Source organism: Kolteria novifilia (genome assembly GCA_007748055.1).
Classification (GTDB): domain Bacteria; phylum Planctomycetota; class Planctomycetia; order Kolteriales; family Kolteriaceae; genus Kolteria; species Kolteria novifilia.
Map to the genome: position 1 here is coordinate 206,717 of CP036279.1, position 18,043 is coordinate 224,759.

13 protein-coding genes and 1 pseudogene are annotated in these 18,043 nt (G+C 62.4%); 5 read left to right on the plus strand and 9 right to left on the minus strand.

Features of this window, described 5'->3' with window-relative positions; translation table 11 throughout:
* Positions 1–79 precede the first annotated feature (79 nt).
* The 3 genes from Pan216_RS00755 to Pan216_RS00765 all read left to right on the plus strand — a co-directional run bounded on the left by Pan216_RS00755 (position 80) and on the right by Pan216_RS00765 (position 6,103).
* Positions 80–1,780 (plus strand): DNA methyltransferase, encoded by a 1,701-nt coding sequence (locus Pan216_RS00755; protein WP_419193116.1) that lies wholly within the window; start codon positions 80–82, stop codon positions 1,778–1,780.
* A 711-nt stretch (positions 1,781–2,491) separates the two neighbouring features.
* Positions 2,492–3,382, plus strand: a complete 891-nt coding sequence (prpB, locus tag Pan216_RS00760; protein ID WP_145253435.1) for a methylisocitrate lyase — start codon at positions 2,492–2,494, stop codon at positions 3,380–3,382.
* A 294-nt stretch (positions 3,383–3,676) separates the two neighbouring features.
* The gene (locus Pan216_RS00765; protein ID WP_419193117.1) at positions 3,677–6,103 is read left to right on the plus strand and encodes an outer membrane protein assembly factor BamB family protein; all 2,427 of its coding nucleotides are present in this window, start codon (positions 3,677–3,679) and stop codon (positions 6,101–6,103) included.
* A gap of 620 nt (positions 6,104–6,723) precedes the next feature.
* On the opposite strand, the gene tnpA is transcribed toward Pan216_RS00765, so the two are convergent.
* On the minus strand, positions 6,724–7,179 hold the full coding sequence (gene tnpA / locus Pan216_RS00770; RefSeq protein WP_145253439.1) for an IS200/IS605 family transposase: 456 nt from the start codon (positions 7,177–7,179) through the stop codon (positions 6,724–6,726).
* A 554-nt stretch (positions 7,180–7,733) separates the two neighbouring features.
* On the opposite strand from tnpA, the gene Pan216_RS00780 reads away from it, so the two are divergent.
* A complete protein-coding gene (locus Pan216_RS00780) occupies positions 7,734–9,239 on the plus strand; it encodes an alkaline phosphatase D family protein (protein WP_419193118.1) in 1,506 nt (501 codons plus the stop codon).
* A 57-nt stretch (positions 9,240–9,296) separates the two neighbouring features.
* Here the strand turns inward: Pan216_RS00780 and Pan216_RS00785 are convergent, their stop codons facing one another.
* The 3 genes from Pan216_RS00785 to Pan216_RS00795 form a co-directional block, all read right to left on the minus strand.
* On the minus strand, positions 9,297–10,685 hold the full coding sequence (locus tag Pan216_RS00785) for a sulfatase-like hydrolase/transferase (RefSeq protein WP_419193119.1): 1,389 nt from the start codon (positions 10,683–10,685) through the stop codon (positions 9,297–9,299).
* An 89-nt stretch (positions 10,686–10,774) separates the two neighbouring features.
* A complete protein-coding gene (locus Pan216_RS00790; protein ID WP_145253443.1) occupies positions 10,775–11,809 on the minus strand; it encodes an FAD:protein FMN transferase in 1,035 nt (344 codons plus the stop codon).
* Positions 11,806–11,976, minus strand: a complete 171-nt coding sequence (locus tag Pan216_RS00795; RefSeq protein ID WP_419193704.1) for an ATP-binding protein — start codon at positions 11,974–11,976, stop codon at positions 11,806–11,808. The genes Pan216_RS00790 and Pan216_RS00795 overlap by 4 nt, the downstream gene beginning before the upstream one ends.
* A 161-nt stretch (positions 11,977–12,137) precedes the next feature.
* On the opposite strand from Pan216_RS00795, the gene Pan216_RS00800 reads away from it, so the two are divergent.
* Entirely contained in the window at positions 12,138–12,932 is a 795-nt protein-coding gene (locus Pan216_RS00800; RefSeq protein WP_145253447.1) for a class I SAM-dependent methyltransferase, read from the plus strand.
* Positions 12,933–12,955: 23 nt separating this feature from the next.
* Here Pan216_RS00800 and amrB read toward each other — a convergent pair whose 3' ends face one another.
* The 5 genes and pseudogenes from amrB to Pan216_RS00820 all read right to left on the minus strand — a co-directional run bounded on the left by amrB (position 12,956) and on the right by Pan216_RS00820 (position 18,037).
* Positions 12,956–14,992, minus strand: a complete 2,037-nt coding sequence (amrB, locus tag Pan216_RS00805) for an AmmeMemoRadiSam system protein B (protein WP_419193705.1) — start codon at positions 14,990–14,992, stop codon at positions 12,956–12,958.
* Positions 14,978–16,036, minus strand: a pseudogene (amrS, locus tag Pan216_RS27925) (AmmeMemoRadiSam system radical SAM enzyme); the annotation flags it as partial. The pseudogene amrS and the gene amrB, both read right to left, overlap by 15 nt.
* A 358-nt stretch (positions 16,037–16,394) precedes the next feature.
* On the minus strand, positions 16,395–17,216 hold the full coding sequence (locus Pan216_RS00810) for an ABC transporter permease (RefSeq protein WP_145253451.1): 822 nt from the start codon (positions 17,214–17,216) through the stop codon (positions 16,395–16,397).
* 229 nt (positions 17,217–17,445) lie between these two features.
* Positions 17,446–17,724 (minus strand): acylphosphatase, encoded by a 279-nt coding sequence (locus Pan216_RS00815; protein ID WP_145253453.1) that lies wholly within the window; start codon positions 17,722–17,724, stop codon positions 17,446–17,448.
* A gap of 31 nt (positions 17,725–17,755) precedes the next feature.
* Positions 17,756–18,037, minus strand: a complete 282-nt coding sequence (locus tag Pan216_RS00820; RefSeq protein ID WP_145253455.1) for a hypothetical protein — start codon at positions 18,035–18,037, stop codon at positions 17,756–17,758.
* Positions 18,038–18,043 lie beyond the last annotated feature (6 nt).

The window sequence follows — 18,043 nt, forward strand, 5'->3', positions numbered from 1 at the left end:
CGACGGCCAGGCGCGAGCCCTCGTTGAGGCAGGTTCGCCCGCGATGGCCCGGCCGCGGTTTCCCACGCGGAACACCCCCTTGAACGCACAGGAGGCGACCAGGTTGGAGATTCCCCGCAACACGCTCATTCAGGGCGATTGTGTCCAGACGCTGCGAGCCCTGCCCGCCGGTTGCGTCGACCTGGTCTTCGCCGATCCCCCCTTCAACATCGGCTACGAGTACGACGAGTACGATGACCGCAAGGGCCGCCGCGAGTACCTGGCGTGGTCAAAGGATTGGATCGCGGGTGTCTATCGCGCCCTCAAGGACAACGGCACCTTCTGGCTCGCGATCGGGGACGAGTACGCCGCCGAACTCAAGCTGATCGCCCAGGAGGACGTCGGCTTTCACTGCCGCAGTTGGGTGATCTGGTACTACACGTTCGGCGTCAATTGCGTGCGGGGCTTTAGCCGTTCGCACACGCACTTGTTCCATTTCGTCAAGGATCCCGAAGACTTCACCTTCAACGCCGAGCATCCCGACGTTCGCGTGCCCTCGGCCCGGCAACTCGTCTACGCCGACAACCGCGCCAATCCGAAGGGACGACTCCCCGACAACACCTGGATCCTCCGCCCGCAGGACGCCCCTCCAGGCGGCTTCGCCCCGAGGCACGACACGTGGTACTACGCGCGTGTCGCCGGCACCTTCAAGGAGCGCGAGGGCTTTCACGGCTGCCAGATGCCCGAGCAGCTTCTCGGACGAATCATCCGCGTCTCCAGCAACCCGACCGAACTGGTGCTCGATCCCTTCGGCGGCAGCGGCACGACTCTCGCCGTCGCCAAGAAGCTGGGTCGTCAATGGATTGGCAGCGAACTCTCGAAAGAATACGCGACCCGCATCGTGGAACGACTCGCGAAGACCAAGCCGGGCGATCCCCTCGACGGTCCCGAGGATCCCATCGCCAGCGCCCCGACCACCAAGAGCGGCCGCGCAAAGCCTCAAAAAGTATTCGTTGACGAACCGACAGAGCGAGCAATCATCGAAGCGTACCAGGAGACGTGCGACGGAAAGTCGACTGACTTTCTGCTCTGCGACCCCGCTTTGAACAAGAAGTTTGTCGCCGCCTGCCGAGGAAGAGGACTTCGGGGAGCGGCTGTTGTTTGGAACCGACTCCTCCTACGCATCCGAAAGTCAGGGAAACTACCGAAAGCAAACAACAAGATACGTCGGCTCACTTTTGCGGACATGGACAGATACAGTTTCGCAAGTGAGATCGCGATGCATATTATCTGCACAGAGTACGACACTACTCTTGACGAGATACTTTGTAATCCATCGCTCGCTGCTGACTTTGACAAATGGGCCAAGTCCATATTTCCAGGGAAGACACCTTTCGAATATCGCTGGGCAGCGCTCGCGATAAGGAAGAGATCACAGAGATCTCGAGAGTTCGCCAATGAGGGATTCAAGACGGTAACTTCCCGTCGGCTTTCGCAACCAATCGATTTGAATAATATTGACTCGGTACCCCCTATCCCCGGCGTGTACATTGTGACAAGCGACTCAGAGTGCATCTATGTCGGGGAAACACTAGACATCCAAAGGAGAGTCCGCTCAATCGTGGATCAACCATTTTGGGAACGACATTCTCCAAAGTCATTGAGCTACGTCCCAGAAGAAAAGTTCCGCGACATTGGTCCCATGCACGGGCTGCAGGCTTCATTTGCACAAAAGAGAAACTCAAAGCTGAACTCGACGCTGCTCAGAAACGATGTGATGAGGAGCCGGACTTCAAGCTGAACCAATTAGTGACCTACGTCTCCTACAACAGCAAGAGACAACACAGAGCCTAGTGTAGTGTTTCATTCAGACACGTATCTATTCGGTAACGCAGGGTCACGGTGAACACAGGGTGAACTCCGAGATCTGCGATTCCCAACAAGCGATATCGCGGGCGACATAAGTTCGCTCAACTCGCAAACAGTACACTAGTATAGCGGCACATGAAGACTCCAATCATCCCAAGACTATTTGTTACATTCGAGGACCTACCTCTACAAGAAGCAATACGAACGGTCTACGAAGATCCGGAGTTTTTACGCAGTGAATCGCTACTCATATCGGATGTTGGCCGAGAGTGGGTCCTTCAGAAGGTGATTTCATTGCTGCCCACGGACCGAATCGGCCAGTATCGTTTCGAACACATTCTGCTTTCCGTGAACCAGTTCCGAAAGCTCAACGCAGAGCATCGCCAGAAACGCCTCATCATCCTCGATCACGCGAGTAAGGCACGATCACCCCAATGCTTCTACAAAGGCAAGGTTGCAGGCGAATGCACCTGCGAAGTTGACCTCGACCGGATAATGCCGGGAAAGCGTGGCGGTGTTTACACGATAGACAACACAGTTTTGAGTTGCTCCCGTCACAATCGAGAGCGAGGCTGCAAAGAAGTGGTCACCTACTGGAACCAATGAGACGGCTTATAAGAGGCAACTACAAGGAAACAGACGAATGAGTCCCGCATCGAAAGCCTCCGGGAATCCCAGCATCTGGGATGCCCTCCGCGAGGAGACCCCGCTTCAGATCGTCGGGGCGACCAACGCCTACCACGCGCTTTTGGCCCAACAGGCCGGGTTCCGCGCGATCTACCTCTCGGGGGCCGGCGTCGCCAACGCCTCCTTCGGCTTACCCGATCTCGCGATGACGACGCTCGACAACGTCCTCGAGGATGCCCGGCGGATTCTCGGGGCGGTCACGCTGCCCCTGCTGGTCGATGTCGACACCGGCTTCGGCGGACCGTTGATGATCGAACGAGCCATCGGCCTCCTCGATGACACCGGAGTGGCAGCAATCCACATGGAGGATCAAGTCGCCGAGAAGCGGTGCGGGCATCGTCCCGGCAAGGTCCTGGTCGAAACCGCCGAGATGCTCGAACGGCTCCGCGCCGCCCAGGCGGGAAGAAGGCGGAAGGAATTCGCGATCATGGCGCGGACCGACGCGGTGGCGGTGGAAGGGCTCCCCGCCGCGATCGAGCGAAGTCTGGCCTACATCGACGCGGGCGCCGACATGATCTTCGCCGAGGCACTCACCAGCCCCGAGGATTTTCGCGCCTTCACCCAGGCGGTCCCCGTGCCGGTGCTGGCAAACCTCACCGAATTCGGCAAGACTCCGATCACCTCCGTCGACGCGATGCGCGAGGTCGGCGTCAAGCTCTTGCTCTACCCGCTCTCCGCGTTTCGGGCCGCGAGCCTCGCCGCTCAACGGGTCTTCGAGGCGATTCGCCAGGAGGGCTCCCAGGAGTCGGTGCTCGAGTCGATGCAGGCGCGGGCGGAGCTTTATCAGGTACTTCGCTACCACGAGTTCGAAGAGCGACTCAACGCGCACCTCGGCAACGACAAGTAGCTCCCACGGCATGGGCGGGGACGCGATCTTGCCGCCCCGGCAAGCGACCCGGCGCTCGTTCGGGACTCGCATGGGCTATTTTCGGAATTGGCATTCCAAAATCCCCCCGCCTCCATATGACGATGGCGGCACTCGCTCGGCTCGATGACCGATTCGGCGCCTTTTCTGTTCCCTTTCGCGTCGGATCGGACGCTTTTTGGTTCCTTTTGGTTCGGAATCGAGTCATTTCGGCGCGTTTTCGTCGCTTTCCGCCCCAAAGCGCGCCGCCGGCATCCCCATTTGGAGGAAAGACTCATGGGTCGATCGCTCGCTCTGCTCGCCGTCCTTTTGGTCGGACCGTTCCTAGGCACCGCGGCCGCCGCCGCCCCTGAAGGGGACTGGCCCGGGTTCCGCGGCCCCAACGTCGATGGGCACGCCTCCGGGCTGGGCCTTCTCTCCCGCACCGGCTCGGTCAAGCTCGCCCCCCGCTGGAAGAAAGAACTCGGCAGCGGTTGCTCCGGCGTCGCAGTCGCCGGGAACAAGGCAGTCACCTGCTTCGCCGACGGCGAGTCCGATGTCGCCATCTGCCTCGATACCAAGACCGGCAAGGAACTCTGGCGCCACCGGCTCGGCAAGATGTACCCGGGCCACGACGGTTCCTTCGACGGCCCCATCGCGACGCCCCTCCTGGCCGACGGCCTGGCGATCTGCCTCGGCCCGTACGGCCGGCTCGTCGCCCTCAAGCTCGACGACGGCTCGGTCGCATGGGAGCACGACTTGCAGAAGGACTACGAAGCCCCCCTGCCCTTCTACGGCTTCGGCACCTCGCCGATCCTCGTCGACGACTTGGTCCTGGTGGAACTCGGCCCTCCCGCGAAACTCCTGCATGCCTTCGACCTGACGACGGGCAAACTCCGCTGGAAAGCGGGCGATGACGCCGGCACCTACCAATCCCCCGTCGAGGTCACCATCGACGGCAAGCGACAACTGCTCGTCGCCGGCAACACCAAGCTCCTCGGCATCGACCCCACCAACGGCAAGATCCTCTGGGAAACCGCGCACGGCGGCATGGGCGCCCGTGGCGCCTTCAGCCTGATTCCCGTCCCGACCGGCGACGCCAAGATCTTCCTCGCCCACGACGACAACAAGTCGAAGTTGGTCTCGATCTCCTCGCGACACCCCGACAGCGAGCCCGCCACCCTGTGGGAAAACCGCAACATCCGCAACAGCTACAACGTCCCCGTCGCCCTGGATGGCAAGCTCTATGCCTTCAGCTCGCGATTCCTCACCTGCGTCGACGCCGAGACGGGCAAGGCGCTCTGGAAATCACGCGAACCCGGTGACGGCTTCCTGTCACTCGCCGACGGCCATCTCGTGATCGCCACCAAACGGGGCAGCCTCCATCTCGCCAAGGCCTCCCCCGAGGGCTACGAGGAGTTGGCCGGCACCCAGGTCTTCGACGACCTTGTTTGGTGCCACCCCAGTGTCGCCGGTGACGCGATCTACCTTCGCGGCAACGGCGAGGTCGCCCGCGTCGACATCGTCCCCGCCGAGCGATCGAAGCCCTACCGGATTGCCGAGGAGCAATCGGTCGGCCCCAAGTTCGACGCCTTCCTCAAGCGGCTCGCCAAGGCCGAGGACAAAGAAGCGGTCGTGACCGCGTTCCTCGAATCGCAGGCCGACTTCCCGATTGTCGACGGCAACATCGCCCACTTCGTCTACCGCAGTCCCAGCGAGGACGTCGCGGTCGGCAGCGACCTCTTCGGCTCGCGGCAGGAACGCAAGATGATCCGCGTGCCGGGCACCGACCTCTTCTACTACGCGACCGAACTCCCCCCCGACCAACGGGCCAACTACATCTTCGTCGAGAATTTTCAGGAGAAGCTCGACCCGCTCAACAAGCGAACCGCCTCCAACTGGAACCTCCGCCCCGAGATGGAGATGAACTTCTTCCAGATGGGCGAGCCACACACCATGTCGTGGTTCGCGATGCCGAAATGGAAGGGCCGCGACGACACCAAGGAACAGGGCCGCAAGCTGCTCGGTTCGGTCGTCGAGCGAAGCCTCGAAAGCGAGGCGATGAAGGAGACGATTCCGCTCCGCATCTACCTTCCGCCCGGCTACGAGGGCGCGAAGGATCGCTACCCCGTCGCCTACTTCCACGACGGCATCGTGGCCGAACGGTACGGGCAGATCATCGGGCTGGCCGACCTGCTCATCGCCGAGAAGAAGCTGCCGCCCTTCATCCTCGTTTCGATCCAACGAGGGTTTCAACCCTTGATGGGAGCGGCGGGCTATGAACGAATGTTCGCCAACGAACTGATCCCGCTGATCGACGGCGACTACCGAACAATCGACGACCGCGACGCTCGGCTCTCCGTCGGAGCCGGCAACGGCGGCTTCCTCTCCCTCTGGGGAGGCCTCGCGGCGCGGGAGAAGGTCGGCAAGATCGGTTGCCAGTCGCTCTATCTCTTCGACATGCTACAGCCGGTCATCTTCGGCTTGCTGAAGAAGGACAATCGCGAGCCGCTGACGGTCTATCTCGAGTGGGGCCGCTACGATTTTACCAACCCCGATGAGAACTGGGATCTCGGCGAGGTCGCCGCGAAGTTCGCCACGATCTTCAAGGAGCACGGCATCAAGGTGCTCGGTGGCCAAGTCAACGACACCTCCGATTGGCCAAGTTGGCGTCACCGCACCGGCACGATGTTCGAGGCCCTTCTTCCGAAGCCCGGCAAGTAGTCCGTGCCGTCGACGAGCACCACACGATCATCGCGATGCCATCTCCAGTGTCATGGGGATGGCATCGTTGGTGACAACGGTCAAACCCTTACAGGGTTTGGGATATTGGTTGTTCGGTGACCCAGCGTGCGCTGCGCGACGCTGGGCTGTGTTGTCCAACGGCGTTGCCGTTGTTGGGATCGCCGCGGTATCCGAGGCGTCGGGCACCGGTGACAGACGTTGCCGTCGATCTCAATGACGCCGACATCTCCCCCCCTCATTCTTCGACCGTTGACCCGTTGACCCGTTGATCCGTTGATCCGTTGATCGGCTGACGAAACTCTGTGATATGCCGAAGGCATTGAACATCACAGCCGTGATCCGCGACCGATGTCTACACCCTCCGCTGCGATATGCCGAAGGCATTGGACATCACAGCCGTGAACCGCGGCCGATGTCTACACCCTCCGCTCCGATATGCCGAAGGCTTTGGACATCACAGCCGTGATCCGCGACCGATGTCTACACCCTCCGCTCCGATATGCCGTAGGCATTGAACATCACAGCCCAAGGTCGCGCAGCGCACCTTGGGTTGGGGATCGAAGTGAATCCAAACCCTGAAAGGGTTTGACATCTTCCCGTCAGTCCCAAACGTACCGCTCATCAAGCTCCACCCCGTACTTGGCGCACAACGTCCGAAACTCCTCCTGAAAGGACTTGTGGCGATGGTGTTCCTCTTGCTCGGCGATGTAGGTCGATAGCGCGCCGACGTGGGAGGGACTGATGGAGAAGGCTCCGTATCCCTGTTGCCATTGAAAATCGTGGAGGCGTGGATGTTCCTCCTTGATCCACCTGCTCGATTGTCGCTTCAACTCACGAATAAGATCCGCAATCGCGAGGTTCCTACCAAATCGGCAAAGCATATGGACATGGTCTTCGACGCCTCCGACCGTCACCGACGGTGAATCAAGGTTGCCACTCGCGCCGGCAAGGTAAGCGTGCAGCCTCAACTGGACATCGCGCTCCTTCAGGAAAGGAACGCGACCTTTGGTCGAGAAGACGAGATGAAGATACACCTTCGCGAGCGATTGCGCCATTGCCTCGTCCTTGTCAAACCCTTGCAGGGTTTGGGATATTGGTTGTTCGGTGACCCAGCGTGCGCTGCGCGACGCTGGGCTGTGTTGTCCAACGGCGTTGCCGTTGTATCAGAGAGATGGACACTTTCCGCACTTAGCCGATGAACCGAAGAACCGATGAACCGAAGAACCGATGAACCGAAGAACCGATGAACCGAAGAACCGATGAACCGAAGAACCGATGAACCGATGAACCGATGAACCGATGAACCGATGAACCGATGAACCGATGAACCGATGAACCGATGAACCGATGAACCGATGAACCGATGAACCGATGAACCGATGAACCGATGAACCGATGAACCGATGACCGATGAACCGATGAACCGATGACAACTCCTCTCCGATATGCCGAAGGCATTAGACATCACAGCCCAAGGTCGCGCAGCGCACCTTGGGTTGGGAATCGCAAGGAGCCCAAACGCTGAAAGCGTTTGACCCAACACAACGTTCCATTTCCATACCCGTGGGGTTATGGTGAAGAATCGTCCTCACCCAACACAGGATGACCCATGAAACGCCGACCTTTCCTCCTCGCCCTGGGAACCGCCCTCACCTCGGTGAGGCAACTATGGGCCATGGCCGTCGCGCCCTCGGACAAGGTCACGCTCGGCGAAGCGCATCGAGGTACGCTCGAGATCGATACCCGCTTGCTCGATAGCTACGGCAAACCGCCCGAGCATCTCCGGCAGTTCTACCTCGATGCCCGAAGAGCATTCGCCGCCAATGCGCAGTCGACCTTCACCGATTCGGCAATCGTCGACGCCGCGAAGAGACACGGATTGACCCTCATGGGTGGCCCCATGCTCGGGGATCTGCGCGACGATGGCGTGACCCTTTGGCTGCGTCCGGCCACCGAGACGCCGATGTCGATTGCCGTCGGCGACAAGTCGTACGCGGTGCCCTCGGCACGTCCCGGCTCCGTGGTGAGGGTGCAGGTCGACGGTCTCTCCCCAAAGACGCGCTATGACTACGCGCTCCACGCGGATGGAAAGACCGTCGGGCAGGGCGAGTTCACCACGGCTCCCTCCGAAGGCGACCGGGGAAGCTTTCGCCTGGCGTTCGGCTCGTGTTGCCACAAGATCGGCGTTCACAATCCGAATCTCTTCCGTGAGATCCGCAAGCGCCAACCGCACGCGATGCTGCTCTTGGGAGACATCGCGGCGGACGACCGCAACAACGAAGTCAACATGCATCGCGCCGACTACCAGCTGCGGGATGTCTCCGGACCGTGGCGCGAGCTGGCGGGGAACATCCCCCTTTTCGCGGCCTGGGATGACCACGACTACTTTGACAACGACCTCAGTGGCATCCCGAAGAAGTTCACCGCGAAGGACGTCGGCAATGTCCGCGAGGTTTGGCACGAGAACTGGAACAACCCGCCGGCGGACTCGGTGCGCGAGGGCATCTACTTCAGCACCCGCATGGGACCGGTGGAAGTGATCATGCTCGACACGCGCTCGTGCCGGGACGGCAAGCGACGCGGAAAGTACGGCTCCTACCTGGGCGAGCGGCAACAAGAGTGGCTCAAGGAGACGCTGAGGAACTCAACCGCTCCCTTCAAGGTGATCAGCAGCGGCACGATGTGGAGCGACTACGTCAGCAAGGCGAAGGACTCGTGGGGGAGCTGGGACACCGAGGCACGCGAGGAGCTCTTCAGCCTGATCGAGGAGGAAGGCATTGGCGGCGTGTTGCTCATCAGCGGCGATCGGCACGGCGCCCGCGGTTTCCGCATCCCTCAGCCGTCCGGTTACAACTTCTACGAGTTCGAGCCGGCTACGCTCGGCGGCGTCTCCGGCCCAGCGGGCCTGGTCAAGAACTGTCCCGAACAGCTCTTCGGCTACAGCGGCCGCGATCGTCAAGGCAACGATCTCGTCGCCTTCGGCGAGTTCACCTTCGACACCTCCAAGGAGAAACCGACGGTCACGTTTCGTCTGATCGATCAGCACGGCACGATCAAGGAAGAACACGAGCTATCGCTGGCTCAATTGACGCCGGGCGGGAGTTCGGCGACGTGAAGGAACGGCACGTCAACCCTTCGTTGCGTCAGGCAGGGCGAGGGGCAGAGCGCGGACTTACTTCGGCAGGGCTTTGTCGCGGGCATCCATGACAGCCTTGTGCTCCTTGGCGACGTTCACCTCGTGAGGGTCGGTCCAGCGCGGGGCGGTGAGCTGGCTGTTCCAAGTATCGTAGCGATTCTTGAGTTGCGAGACGATCTCGGGATGCTCCTTCGAGAGATCGTGGGTTTCGCGGGGATCGTGCGCGAGGTCGAAGAGTTGCCTCTTGTCGAGGGCGGCGGCATTGACGAGTTTGTAGTCCCCCTCGCGAATCGCCCAGCCCTGGCCACCGATGACGCGCCAGTAGAGAGCGTCGTGCGGAGAACCCTTCTTTTCCCCCGTGAGGTAAGGCATCAAGTCGACGCCATCGAGCGGCTTGATCGCGGAGGTGTCGGCGCCCGCGATCGCGGCGGCGGTGGCGAAGATATCCAGAGCGCTGACCGGCTCGTCGTAGTCGACTCCCTTGGGAAGATGGCCGGGCCAGCTCGCGAGGAACGGCACGCGAATCCCTCCTTCGAAGAGCATCCCCTTGTGGCCTCGTAGCGGCCGGTTGTCGGAACCGAGTCTGCCGCCATTGTCGCTGATGAAAAAGACGAGCGTCCGCTCACGCAGGTCGAGTTGGTCGAGGGTCGTCATCAAGCGGCCGACACCGTCGTCGACGCCAAGGATCATCGCGGCGTAGACGGTGCGAAAGCCATCCTCAATGTGCCAGGTCCGGTCGAGGTAGTGTTGCGTCGCGTGGTTGGGGCTATGCGGGGCGTTGTAGGCGAGATAGAGGAAGAAGGGCTCCGACTGGTGGCGTTCGACGAACGAGACCGCCTCGTCGGTGAAGTCGTCGGTGAGGTAGGTGATCTCCTCGGCGGTGACCGTCTTGTCGTTGCGCTGGATCCGGCGATGGGGCCCACGGGTGCGACCGTAGTAGTCGTGTCCGCCGGCGGAGAAGCCGAAGAACTCGTCGAAGCCGCGATGATGCGGGAGGAACTTCGGGGCGTCACCGAGATGCCACTTCCCGATGGCGGCGGTGGCGTAGCCCGACCGCTTGAGGAGCTGACCGAGAAAGACCTCGTCGGTCGGCGTGCCGATTGAGTCGTCCTCGGGCGCGAAGGGGGGATTGTGCTCGTGCCCGAATCGCTGCTGGTAGCGGCCGGTGAGGATGCCGGCGCGCGAGGGGCTGCAATAGGGATGGGTCACGTAGCCATTGGTGAAGTCGACGCCCGACGCGGCGAGCGCGTCGAGATGGGGCGTGTCGAAATCGCGACAGCCCTGGTAGCTGACGTCGGCGTAGCCCAGATCGTCGGCCACGATCACGATGACGTTCGGTTTCGACGGCAATTCGGCACCGATCGCCGAGAACGGCATCGAGGAAGCAAGGACGAGCAGGGCGAACGAGCGGCGAACGGTGGTCATCGTGGCGGTCTCGTTGGAGGGAGGGTGACGTCACCGGGTCTTCGAGGAAGGCCCATCGTATCCCAACGACGCACGGGTGGGAAGCGGGTCTACGCGTCGGCCATGTCGACGTCGATCGTCCCGGTGACTTCGACGCGGGCGGGCTTGGCCGGATCCTCCTGGAGGACCATCAGGACACCCAGCTCCGGATGACGCTTCACGTACGACGCGGTCCACTCCCAACCATGGATGAAGAAGGCGGTCGAGAGACCCTCGGCGAGCGTGGCATCGGGGGCGGCGACGGTGACTTGCAAGACGCCCTCGGTCGGCCACCCGGTGCGAGGGTCGATTAGGTGGCCGTAGCGTTTGCCGTCGACGTCGAAGTATTGCTGCGAGGCGCTGCTGGTGGAGAGGGCCTGATCGCGCAGCCGGACCATCGCGAGTTGGCGATGCAGGTCGCGCGGATCGCGAAGGTCGACGTGCCACGCGACGTCCCAGCTCGGTCGGCCGAGAGCCAGCAGACTGCTATGCCCCGCGCTGAGCAGGGCGGCGCCGAATTCTTGCTCGCGAAGGTACTCCCCGACGCGGTCGAGGGCGTAGCCCTTGCCGATGGCGCCGAGATTCAGCTCGATGCCGGGCTTGGTGAACCGAACGGTCTTCGCCCGGGGGTCGAAGCGGACCTTGTCGATCCCGACGCGAGCACGGGCCTCGCGGAGTTCATCCGGGGTCGGAAGATGCCCCTCGCGGCGATAGAACCCCCACGCCTTGATCAGCGGTCCGGAGGTGATGTCAAAGGCCCCACCGGTTTGCAGACTCAGCGCCCGGCAGCGCGCGAGCAACTCGAAGAGCCGCTCCTCGACGACGACTGGCGTTTCGGCCGCCTTGGCGTTGATCTCGGAGAGCTCGCTGTCGTCTTGGTAGACCGTCATCTGAGCCTCGAGATCGTCGATCATCTCGAGCGAAGTCAACGCGACGCGGTGGTTGGCGGACTTGGCGAACTGCAAGTCGAAGGCGCACGCCATCGCTTGCCGCCGACAGGTCACGACCGGCTCGTTCGCGAAGGCTTCGACCTCCTCGAGAAGGTCCTCGACGCGTTCGCGCGAGGGCTCGAGCCGGCGCGAGATCCGTCTCGTCGGGTCTTTCACGATCCGTGGTCCTTGTCATGGGAGACTGATGGGGCGGGGGCCTCGAGGGTGATCGCGTCGGTGGGACAGAGGAGTTCGCACGCCCCGCACGACGAACAACGCTCCGGGTAGAGGAGCCCCGGCCGGTCGTTCCATAGATCGAGGCAGGCAGTGGGACAGACACTCACGCACCACCCGGAGGCTTGGCAGCGGCTCAAATCGAAACGCGGTCGCGGTCGTGAACGGCTCAAGGGTTCCCTCGTCTCTTCGTGGACAAGCCGACGCCTCGGCTACTCTCTAGACTAAGGGATTCGAAGGTCAGGAACGAGCAGCAAGCGAAGCAGAAGCCATGAATGAAGTCGACCGCCGATTCGCCGCCCGCCGCCGGCTCTGGGACGAGGCATTGACGGGACTCTCGCTCGAGGGGAAGTCGGTCCTCGACGCGGGGACCGGGGAAGGGCACTTCACGCGCTATCTCGCCGAGTCCGCGCCGGGCCGACTCGTCTCGGTCACCTGTCTCGAGGAGGAAGTTCCGCCGGCGCGGGCCCGCGTGGCCGAGTTGGCCGATCGCGTCGAGTTCACCCTAGCCGATGTCACGGCGATGACACAGATCCCCGACGCGAGTTTCGACGTGGTCGGCGCCGACTACCTGATCGCGGCGGTCGCGGCCTACTCGCCCTATCGGGAGATCGACTGCCTGAAGGAACTCAAGCGAGTGCTCCGGCCGGGGGGACGACTGGTCGTCACCGGCTGGGAGGTCTCGCCGCTGCGCCGTAGCCGTGCCGAGGCCCACTTTCGGGAGCTTTTTCGCCTTCGGGAAGCGATCAACTTGCTGGCCGGGATCGAGCCCTTTCGCGAGCACCCGCGTCGCTGGGTCGAGGACCGTCTTGTCGACCTCGGCATGCCACCGGAGCGTCACCACGAAGTGCCCGACGTCCATCACGACATCGGCTGGTACATCGAGGGTTGCCGGCGAAAACTGAGCCTGCTCGACTGCCCCGATCTCCGCGAGGTCCTCGGGCGTCAGGTCGACGATGTCGCGGGGCATCTCGAGGGCGATCCATCCTTCGTCGGCGGCTTCGAGTTCGGCCGGCTCTACGCGGTGGTCGCCTGCAAGCTCGATGGGGCGTTGCTGTTGGGGTAGGGGGGGGTCGAGTGTCCACCCAATCACGCGATGACGACGCCGGCGTAGCCGACGACGCGGGCGTTGTCCCCGGCGACTTGGCCGCTGTTGGTGTAGTCGACGAGTTCCGGGGCTGACTTCTCGCCCGCCCGGCGCTCGAGGACCTGAAGGACGGTGACCGCCGGGAGCACGCCGCACATGCTGATCGAATGACCACGCACCGTGTCGTGCAGCGTGCGGGCATCTCCGGTGACCATGGCATCGATCGCGAGATGGTCGAGACGGCGGTTTTCCTCCTCGGTGGCGAAGTGGTTCATGTCGCTGGAAATGACGAGCAGCGGCTGGTCATCGACCTCGCCGAGTACCTCGACGAGCGCCTCGGCCAACGTGGCCGTCTCCTCAAATGACGCTTGCCCAACGACCAACGGCAAGATCCGCAGCTCCGGTTGCTTCTTGGCGAGAAACGGAACGAGAACTTCGATCCCGTGCTCGAGGCGGTGGGCTTCGTCCTCGATGTCGATCGCGGCGCAGCGGGCCACGAGACGGTCGCGAAGATCGGTGGCCACCGGAACGCGGCGACCAGGAAACTCCCAGGCATCGGCGGCGGAAATCGACCAGCGCGATCCAAGGGGCGTGTGCTTGGGCGAAAGGACGATCGCCGTCTTGGGGACGCGGGTCCGCGCGAGCGTCTTGCCGATGATGCTTCCACAGAAGGACCAACCGGCGTGCGGCAACATGACCGCGCGGCACGACGCCTCGTTATCGGGCTCCCCTTGCGAAAGAAAGTGATCGATACGCTGGAGCATGGTCGCTTCGTCCGCCGGGTAGAACTGCCCAGCTCGGGCCGGCGCCCGAACGGGTCGACGCTCGGTCCGGGCGGCTGGCCGGTAGCCAAAGACGGAGAATGCCGTCACGGAAGTTTCGTTCGGCTTCGCGCGCCACTCCTCGAGCGACTTGCCCGCGGCCTTGAGCGTGTGTTCGACAACGTTTCTTCCACGATCGGGCGCGGGGATCGACAAGGCGTACGACTCGCCGCCCTGCGCGAGGATCGCCGATTGAGCCAGCCCGCGATGTCGACTCGGATCCTCGCCGGCCCGAAGGGCCAACGGCCGAAACAGGGTGATGATCGAAGCGAGTTCGCCGGGGTGCCGTTGATGCTTGCGAGCGCGGGCGAGGACGCGCTGGGCCGCTTGCGCCGTCATTTGGGCCAATGACTCGTTGATGCCGAAGTAGGCTTCCCGCCCGCCCGTCGACAGGTTCAGCAGGATTCCCCGGCGCACGGGAGCCGTCTCGGTCAACTCCGGCCGGAGCGCGAGACTCGGGGGCGCGCATCCAACGAGGATGGCGCGCGCGATCTCGCCAAGGTGCTCCATCGCCTCCTTGCCAAGCGAGGCCACATCGCACTCTTGGTAGCGAGGGGGATCGCGATAGACTCGGGCGGAGAAGGCGAGCAGCTTGGTCTCCGGATCGCGCCACGCCTCCTCCGGGAGACCGGCCTTCATCGAGAGATGCTTCAGAAAGGTCGGGACATCCCAGCCCCGTTCCGACGCCACTTGCGGCAGCAACAGCCCTCGCCCCTTGGGATGGTTGAGCACCAAGCCGTCACGGCCGACGACGATCTGCTTCGGCCAATCGGCAGCCGACCGATCAAGCACGCGCGGACGATGAAGCAGCGAAACGTCGAGCTCAAGCAGCGGCACTTCCTCGAGCACAATGCCCGGGAACCGTGGATCGAGAGTGGCGCTGTCGCGGGCGGCGGAACCGACAACCTCTTCGAGTCGGCCGACTTTCCCCCAATAGCCACGACAAGCTCGAAGGGCACCGCTGCGGGTCAGGGTGACGAAGACGCCAAAGGCGGGCGCGTCGGCGATCTCTCGCGGTAGACCGGACGCGGGGATCTCGGCCGTCTCTCCATGTCGGATGGCGTGGGCGACCGTCGCTCGAGCGAACTCGAGAAGTTGTCGGGCCTGGTCCGGGTCGAGGTTGATCTTTGGTTGGGCCGGTGTCGCCGGCTGGCTGCCGCCCGCCCCCTCGTGTTGGATCGAAACGATATCGCTCTCCTTGGGCTCGGTGATCTTGATGGGCTGGCGTTTGGCTCCCCAGTCGCCGCGCGTCGGCTCATAGAGACCGGGCAACGGTTCCTGGCAGTAGCGACAACGGTCGCCTTCGAGTTCGTACTTGCCCAACTCGTACCAGTCGCGTTCGATGAGCAGTTGGCCACACGAGGCGCAATAGGTGCTCTGACGGGCGACATCGTGGACGTTGCCGACGTAGGCGTGATGGATCCCGGCGTCACGGGCGATCTCCCGCGCCTCGACGAGCGCCTCCGGCGGCGTCGGCGGTCGATCGGTCATGCGAAAGTCGGGATGGAACGCGGTGAAATGGACGGGGACGTCGGGGCCGAGTTCCTCCACGACCCAGTCGGCCATCCGGCGGTACTCGTCGGGGGTGTCATTGGCGCCCGGGATGATCAGGTTGGTGATCTCGAACCAGACGTCCGACTCATGCTTGAGCCAACGAAGGGTGTCGAGGACCGGCTCCAAGTGGGAGAGGGTTAGCTTCTCGTAGAAGACCTCGGAAAAGGCCTTGAGGTCGACGTTGGCGGCATCGATGTGTTCGAAGAACTCGCCACGGGCCGAGGGGGTGATATAGCCGGCGGTGACCGCGATGGTCTTCAGCCCGAGGTCGTGACACGCTTTGGCGGTGTCGATCGCGTATTCGGCCCAAATGACTGGGTCGTTGTAGGTGAAGGCGACACTACGACATCCCGACTCGGCGGCGGCTTGGGCGATCGCTTGGGGGCTGGCCTGTTCGCTGAGCTGCTCGATCTGGCGTGACTTGCTGATCGACCAGTTCTGGCAGAACTTGCAACCGAGGTTGCAGCCGGCGGTGCCGAATGAGAGGACGGGGGTGCCGGGCAGAAAGTGGTTGAGCGGTTTCTTCTCGATCGGGTCGATGCAGAAACCGGTGCTGCGGCCGTAGGTGGTGAGTTCCATCTCCCCGCCGGAGTTGCGGCGGACGAAACAGAACCCGCGCTGGCCCGGGGCGAGACGACATTCCCGAGGACAGAGGTCGCAAACGATGCGATCGGCATCCGGGCGCCACCATCGCGTTGCGGTCGTCATGGCATCCCCCCTTGGCTTGGTATTTCGCCTGACGCACGCCTTCCACCACTCATTATCGTACGAAACCGCCGGAATGCGAAGGGCGGAGTCGGCATAGGGGGAAGGTGGTCTAGGATTGGAGAAGGGCTGGAATGGTGAACGCGGGCGGACGTGGGGCGTCGATTCTCGCACGCAGGCACTAACCGCATGCCCACACATGCTTGAAGCGTGGGCATCCAAGATCTCTCGGGTAGTGGGCGAACCGATCAGCAGACCCGTGGACCGTCAAGACTGGAAGTGTGCGTTGGTGTAGCCCCGACCCTTTGGCACTGGCTGACAAGCAGCCAGTCGTCCCCCACGAATTGGTGGGACCGGGCTACTAGGCCAAGTCGCGATCCTCGAACATGAGCAGTGCGAGCAACAGCGCGACGGCGACGTAAAAGACGGTGTAAATCGCACACGGCAAGACGTACCCGATCCAGGGCACGACTTTGTCGGTGGAAATGGCCGGACCGATGTTGAAGTACTCGAGCCCAGGTAGGATCGTCGCGAAAAAGCGAGCGAGGAACGCGACCGCCTCGAACTGGCCCTGACTACTGGCTTGAACCATCTGTGGGGCCAAGTGCCCGAGCAGGAAGATCAGGATACACGCGGTGATGTTCAAGAAGACCGGAAGCCGCGTGGAGAAGGCGACGCTGAGGGCGGCGAGAATCGCGACTCGGCAATAGGCGAGCACGATGCCGGGCGCCATTTCGGTGAACATCTTCAGTCGCGAAAAATAGGTCGGCGCGTCGGTCGAGTTTTCCCTCGCGTCGTAGCCGGCCTTGAAGAAGAGCGAGATGTAGAAGGCGACGGTCAGCAGCAGAAAGAGAAGGAAGATCGCCCCCATGATGCCGAAATACTTGCCGAGGATGAAATTCCTGCGGTTGATCGGCTTAGAGAGCAGGGTGATGGCGGTCTTGCCTTCGATCTCATCGGCGATCGAGACGCTCGCGGAGAAGATCGCGACGATCAGACCGCAGACCATGATCAGGGCGAGCCCTTGGTCCTTGACCATCTTGATGTCCTCACCCATCGTGTAGTACGGGATGAGTGGGAAGAAGACGAGAAGCATGACCGATGCGATGCCGATGACGATCCAAAAGAGGGGCCGGCGAACAATCTCGCGGTAGGTCGTGAGCGCGATCACGAAAGTCTTCATGCGCCGAATCTTCCCCCTTTGAGCGAACGAATCCTTGGGTCAGTGTACCGCCGTGGGCCATCGAGCCGAGAGACGTTCCCCGGCGGTTCCCAAGACGGCTTTCGATCCGCGGAGCCCGTTTCCGACCCGCGGCGTCCGATTTCCATTTTGCTAGGGTAGAGGACTTGAGTCTCGACCTCAAGTCCGTGCCCAGGCCACTCTAGGATACCAAGTTGGCGAGCTACCATGGTCACATGATGGCAAAGCCATCAAATTCCCCGGTCGGCGACTCCGATTCGGAACGAATGTCGCCGATATTCCCCTTCATTCTCTCGTCGACGGCCCTCACAAAGCGATCGATCTCGGGGCCGTAGCCTTCTACGACAACTTCGACGTCGCCGTTCGCCAGATTCTTGACGTAGCCGGTCACGTCGAAGCGTCGCGCGACCTCGCTGGTGGTAAAACGAAAGCCGACACCCTGGACGAAGCCGGAGTACTGAATCCGTCGCCGCTCCGCAACATCGCTCATGAATCGCGTGCTCCTCGAGGTCCCGGAGCGGTCATCCGACGATCACGTCTTTGAGCCGTGACACGCCGACCAGTTCCTCAATTCGAAAGATGAGTTGCTTTCGGTTGGCCGCCACTCCATGCCGGGCGGCCTTGACCACATAGTTTTCTCGCGATGTCGCGCTATCGCGAAGATCGTGCATGTCCGCGTCGCGCAGTTCGACGTAGTGCGACGTGGCCGCGACGAGTGTTCCCACGATGGCGTAGGGACTCGCGCAGTCGATGACGACCTCCGCACCCACGAAATCCTGAAGTCGATCGACCAGTTCCATCATCGTCCC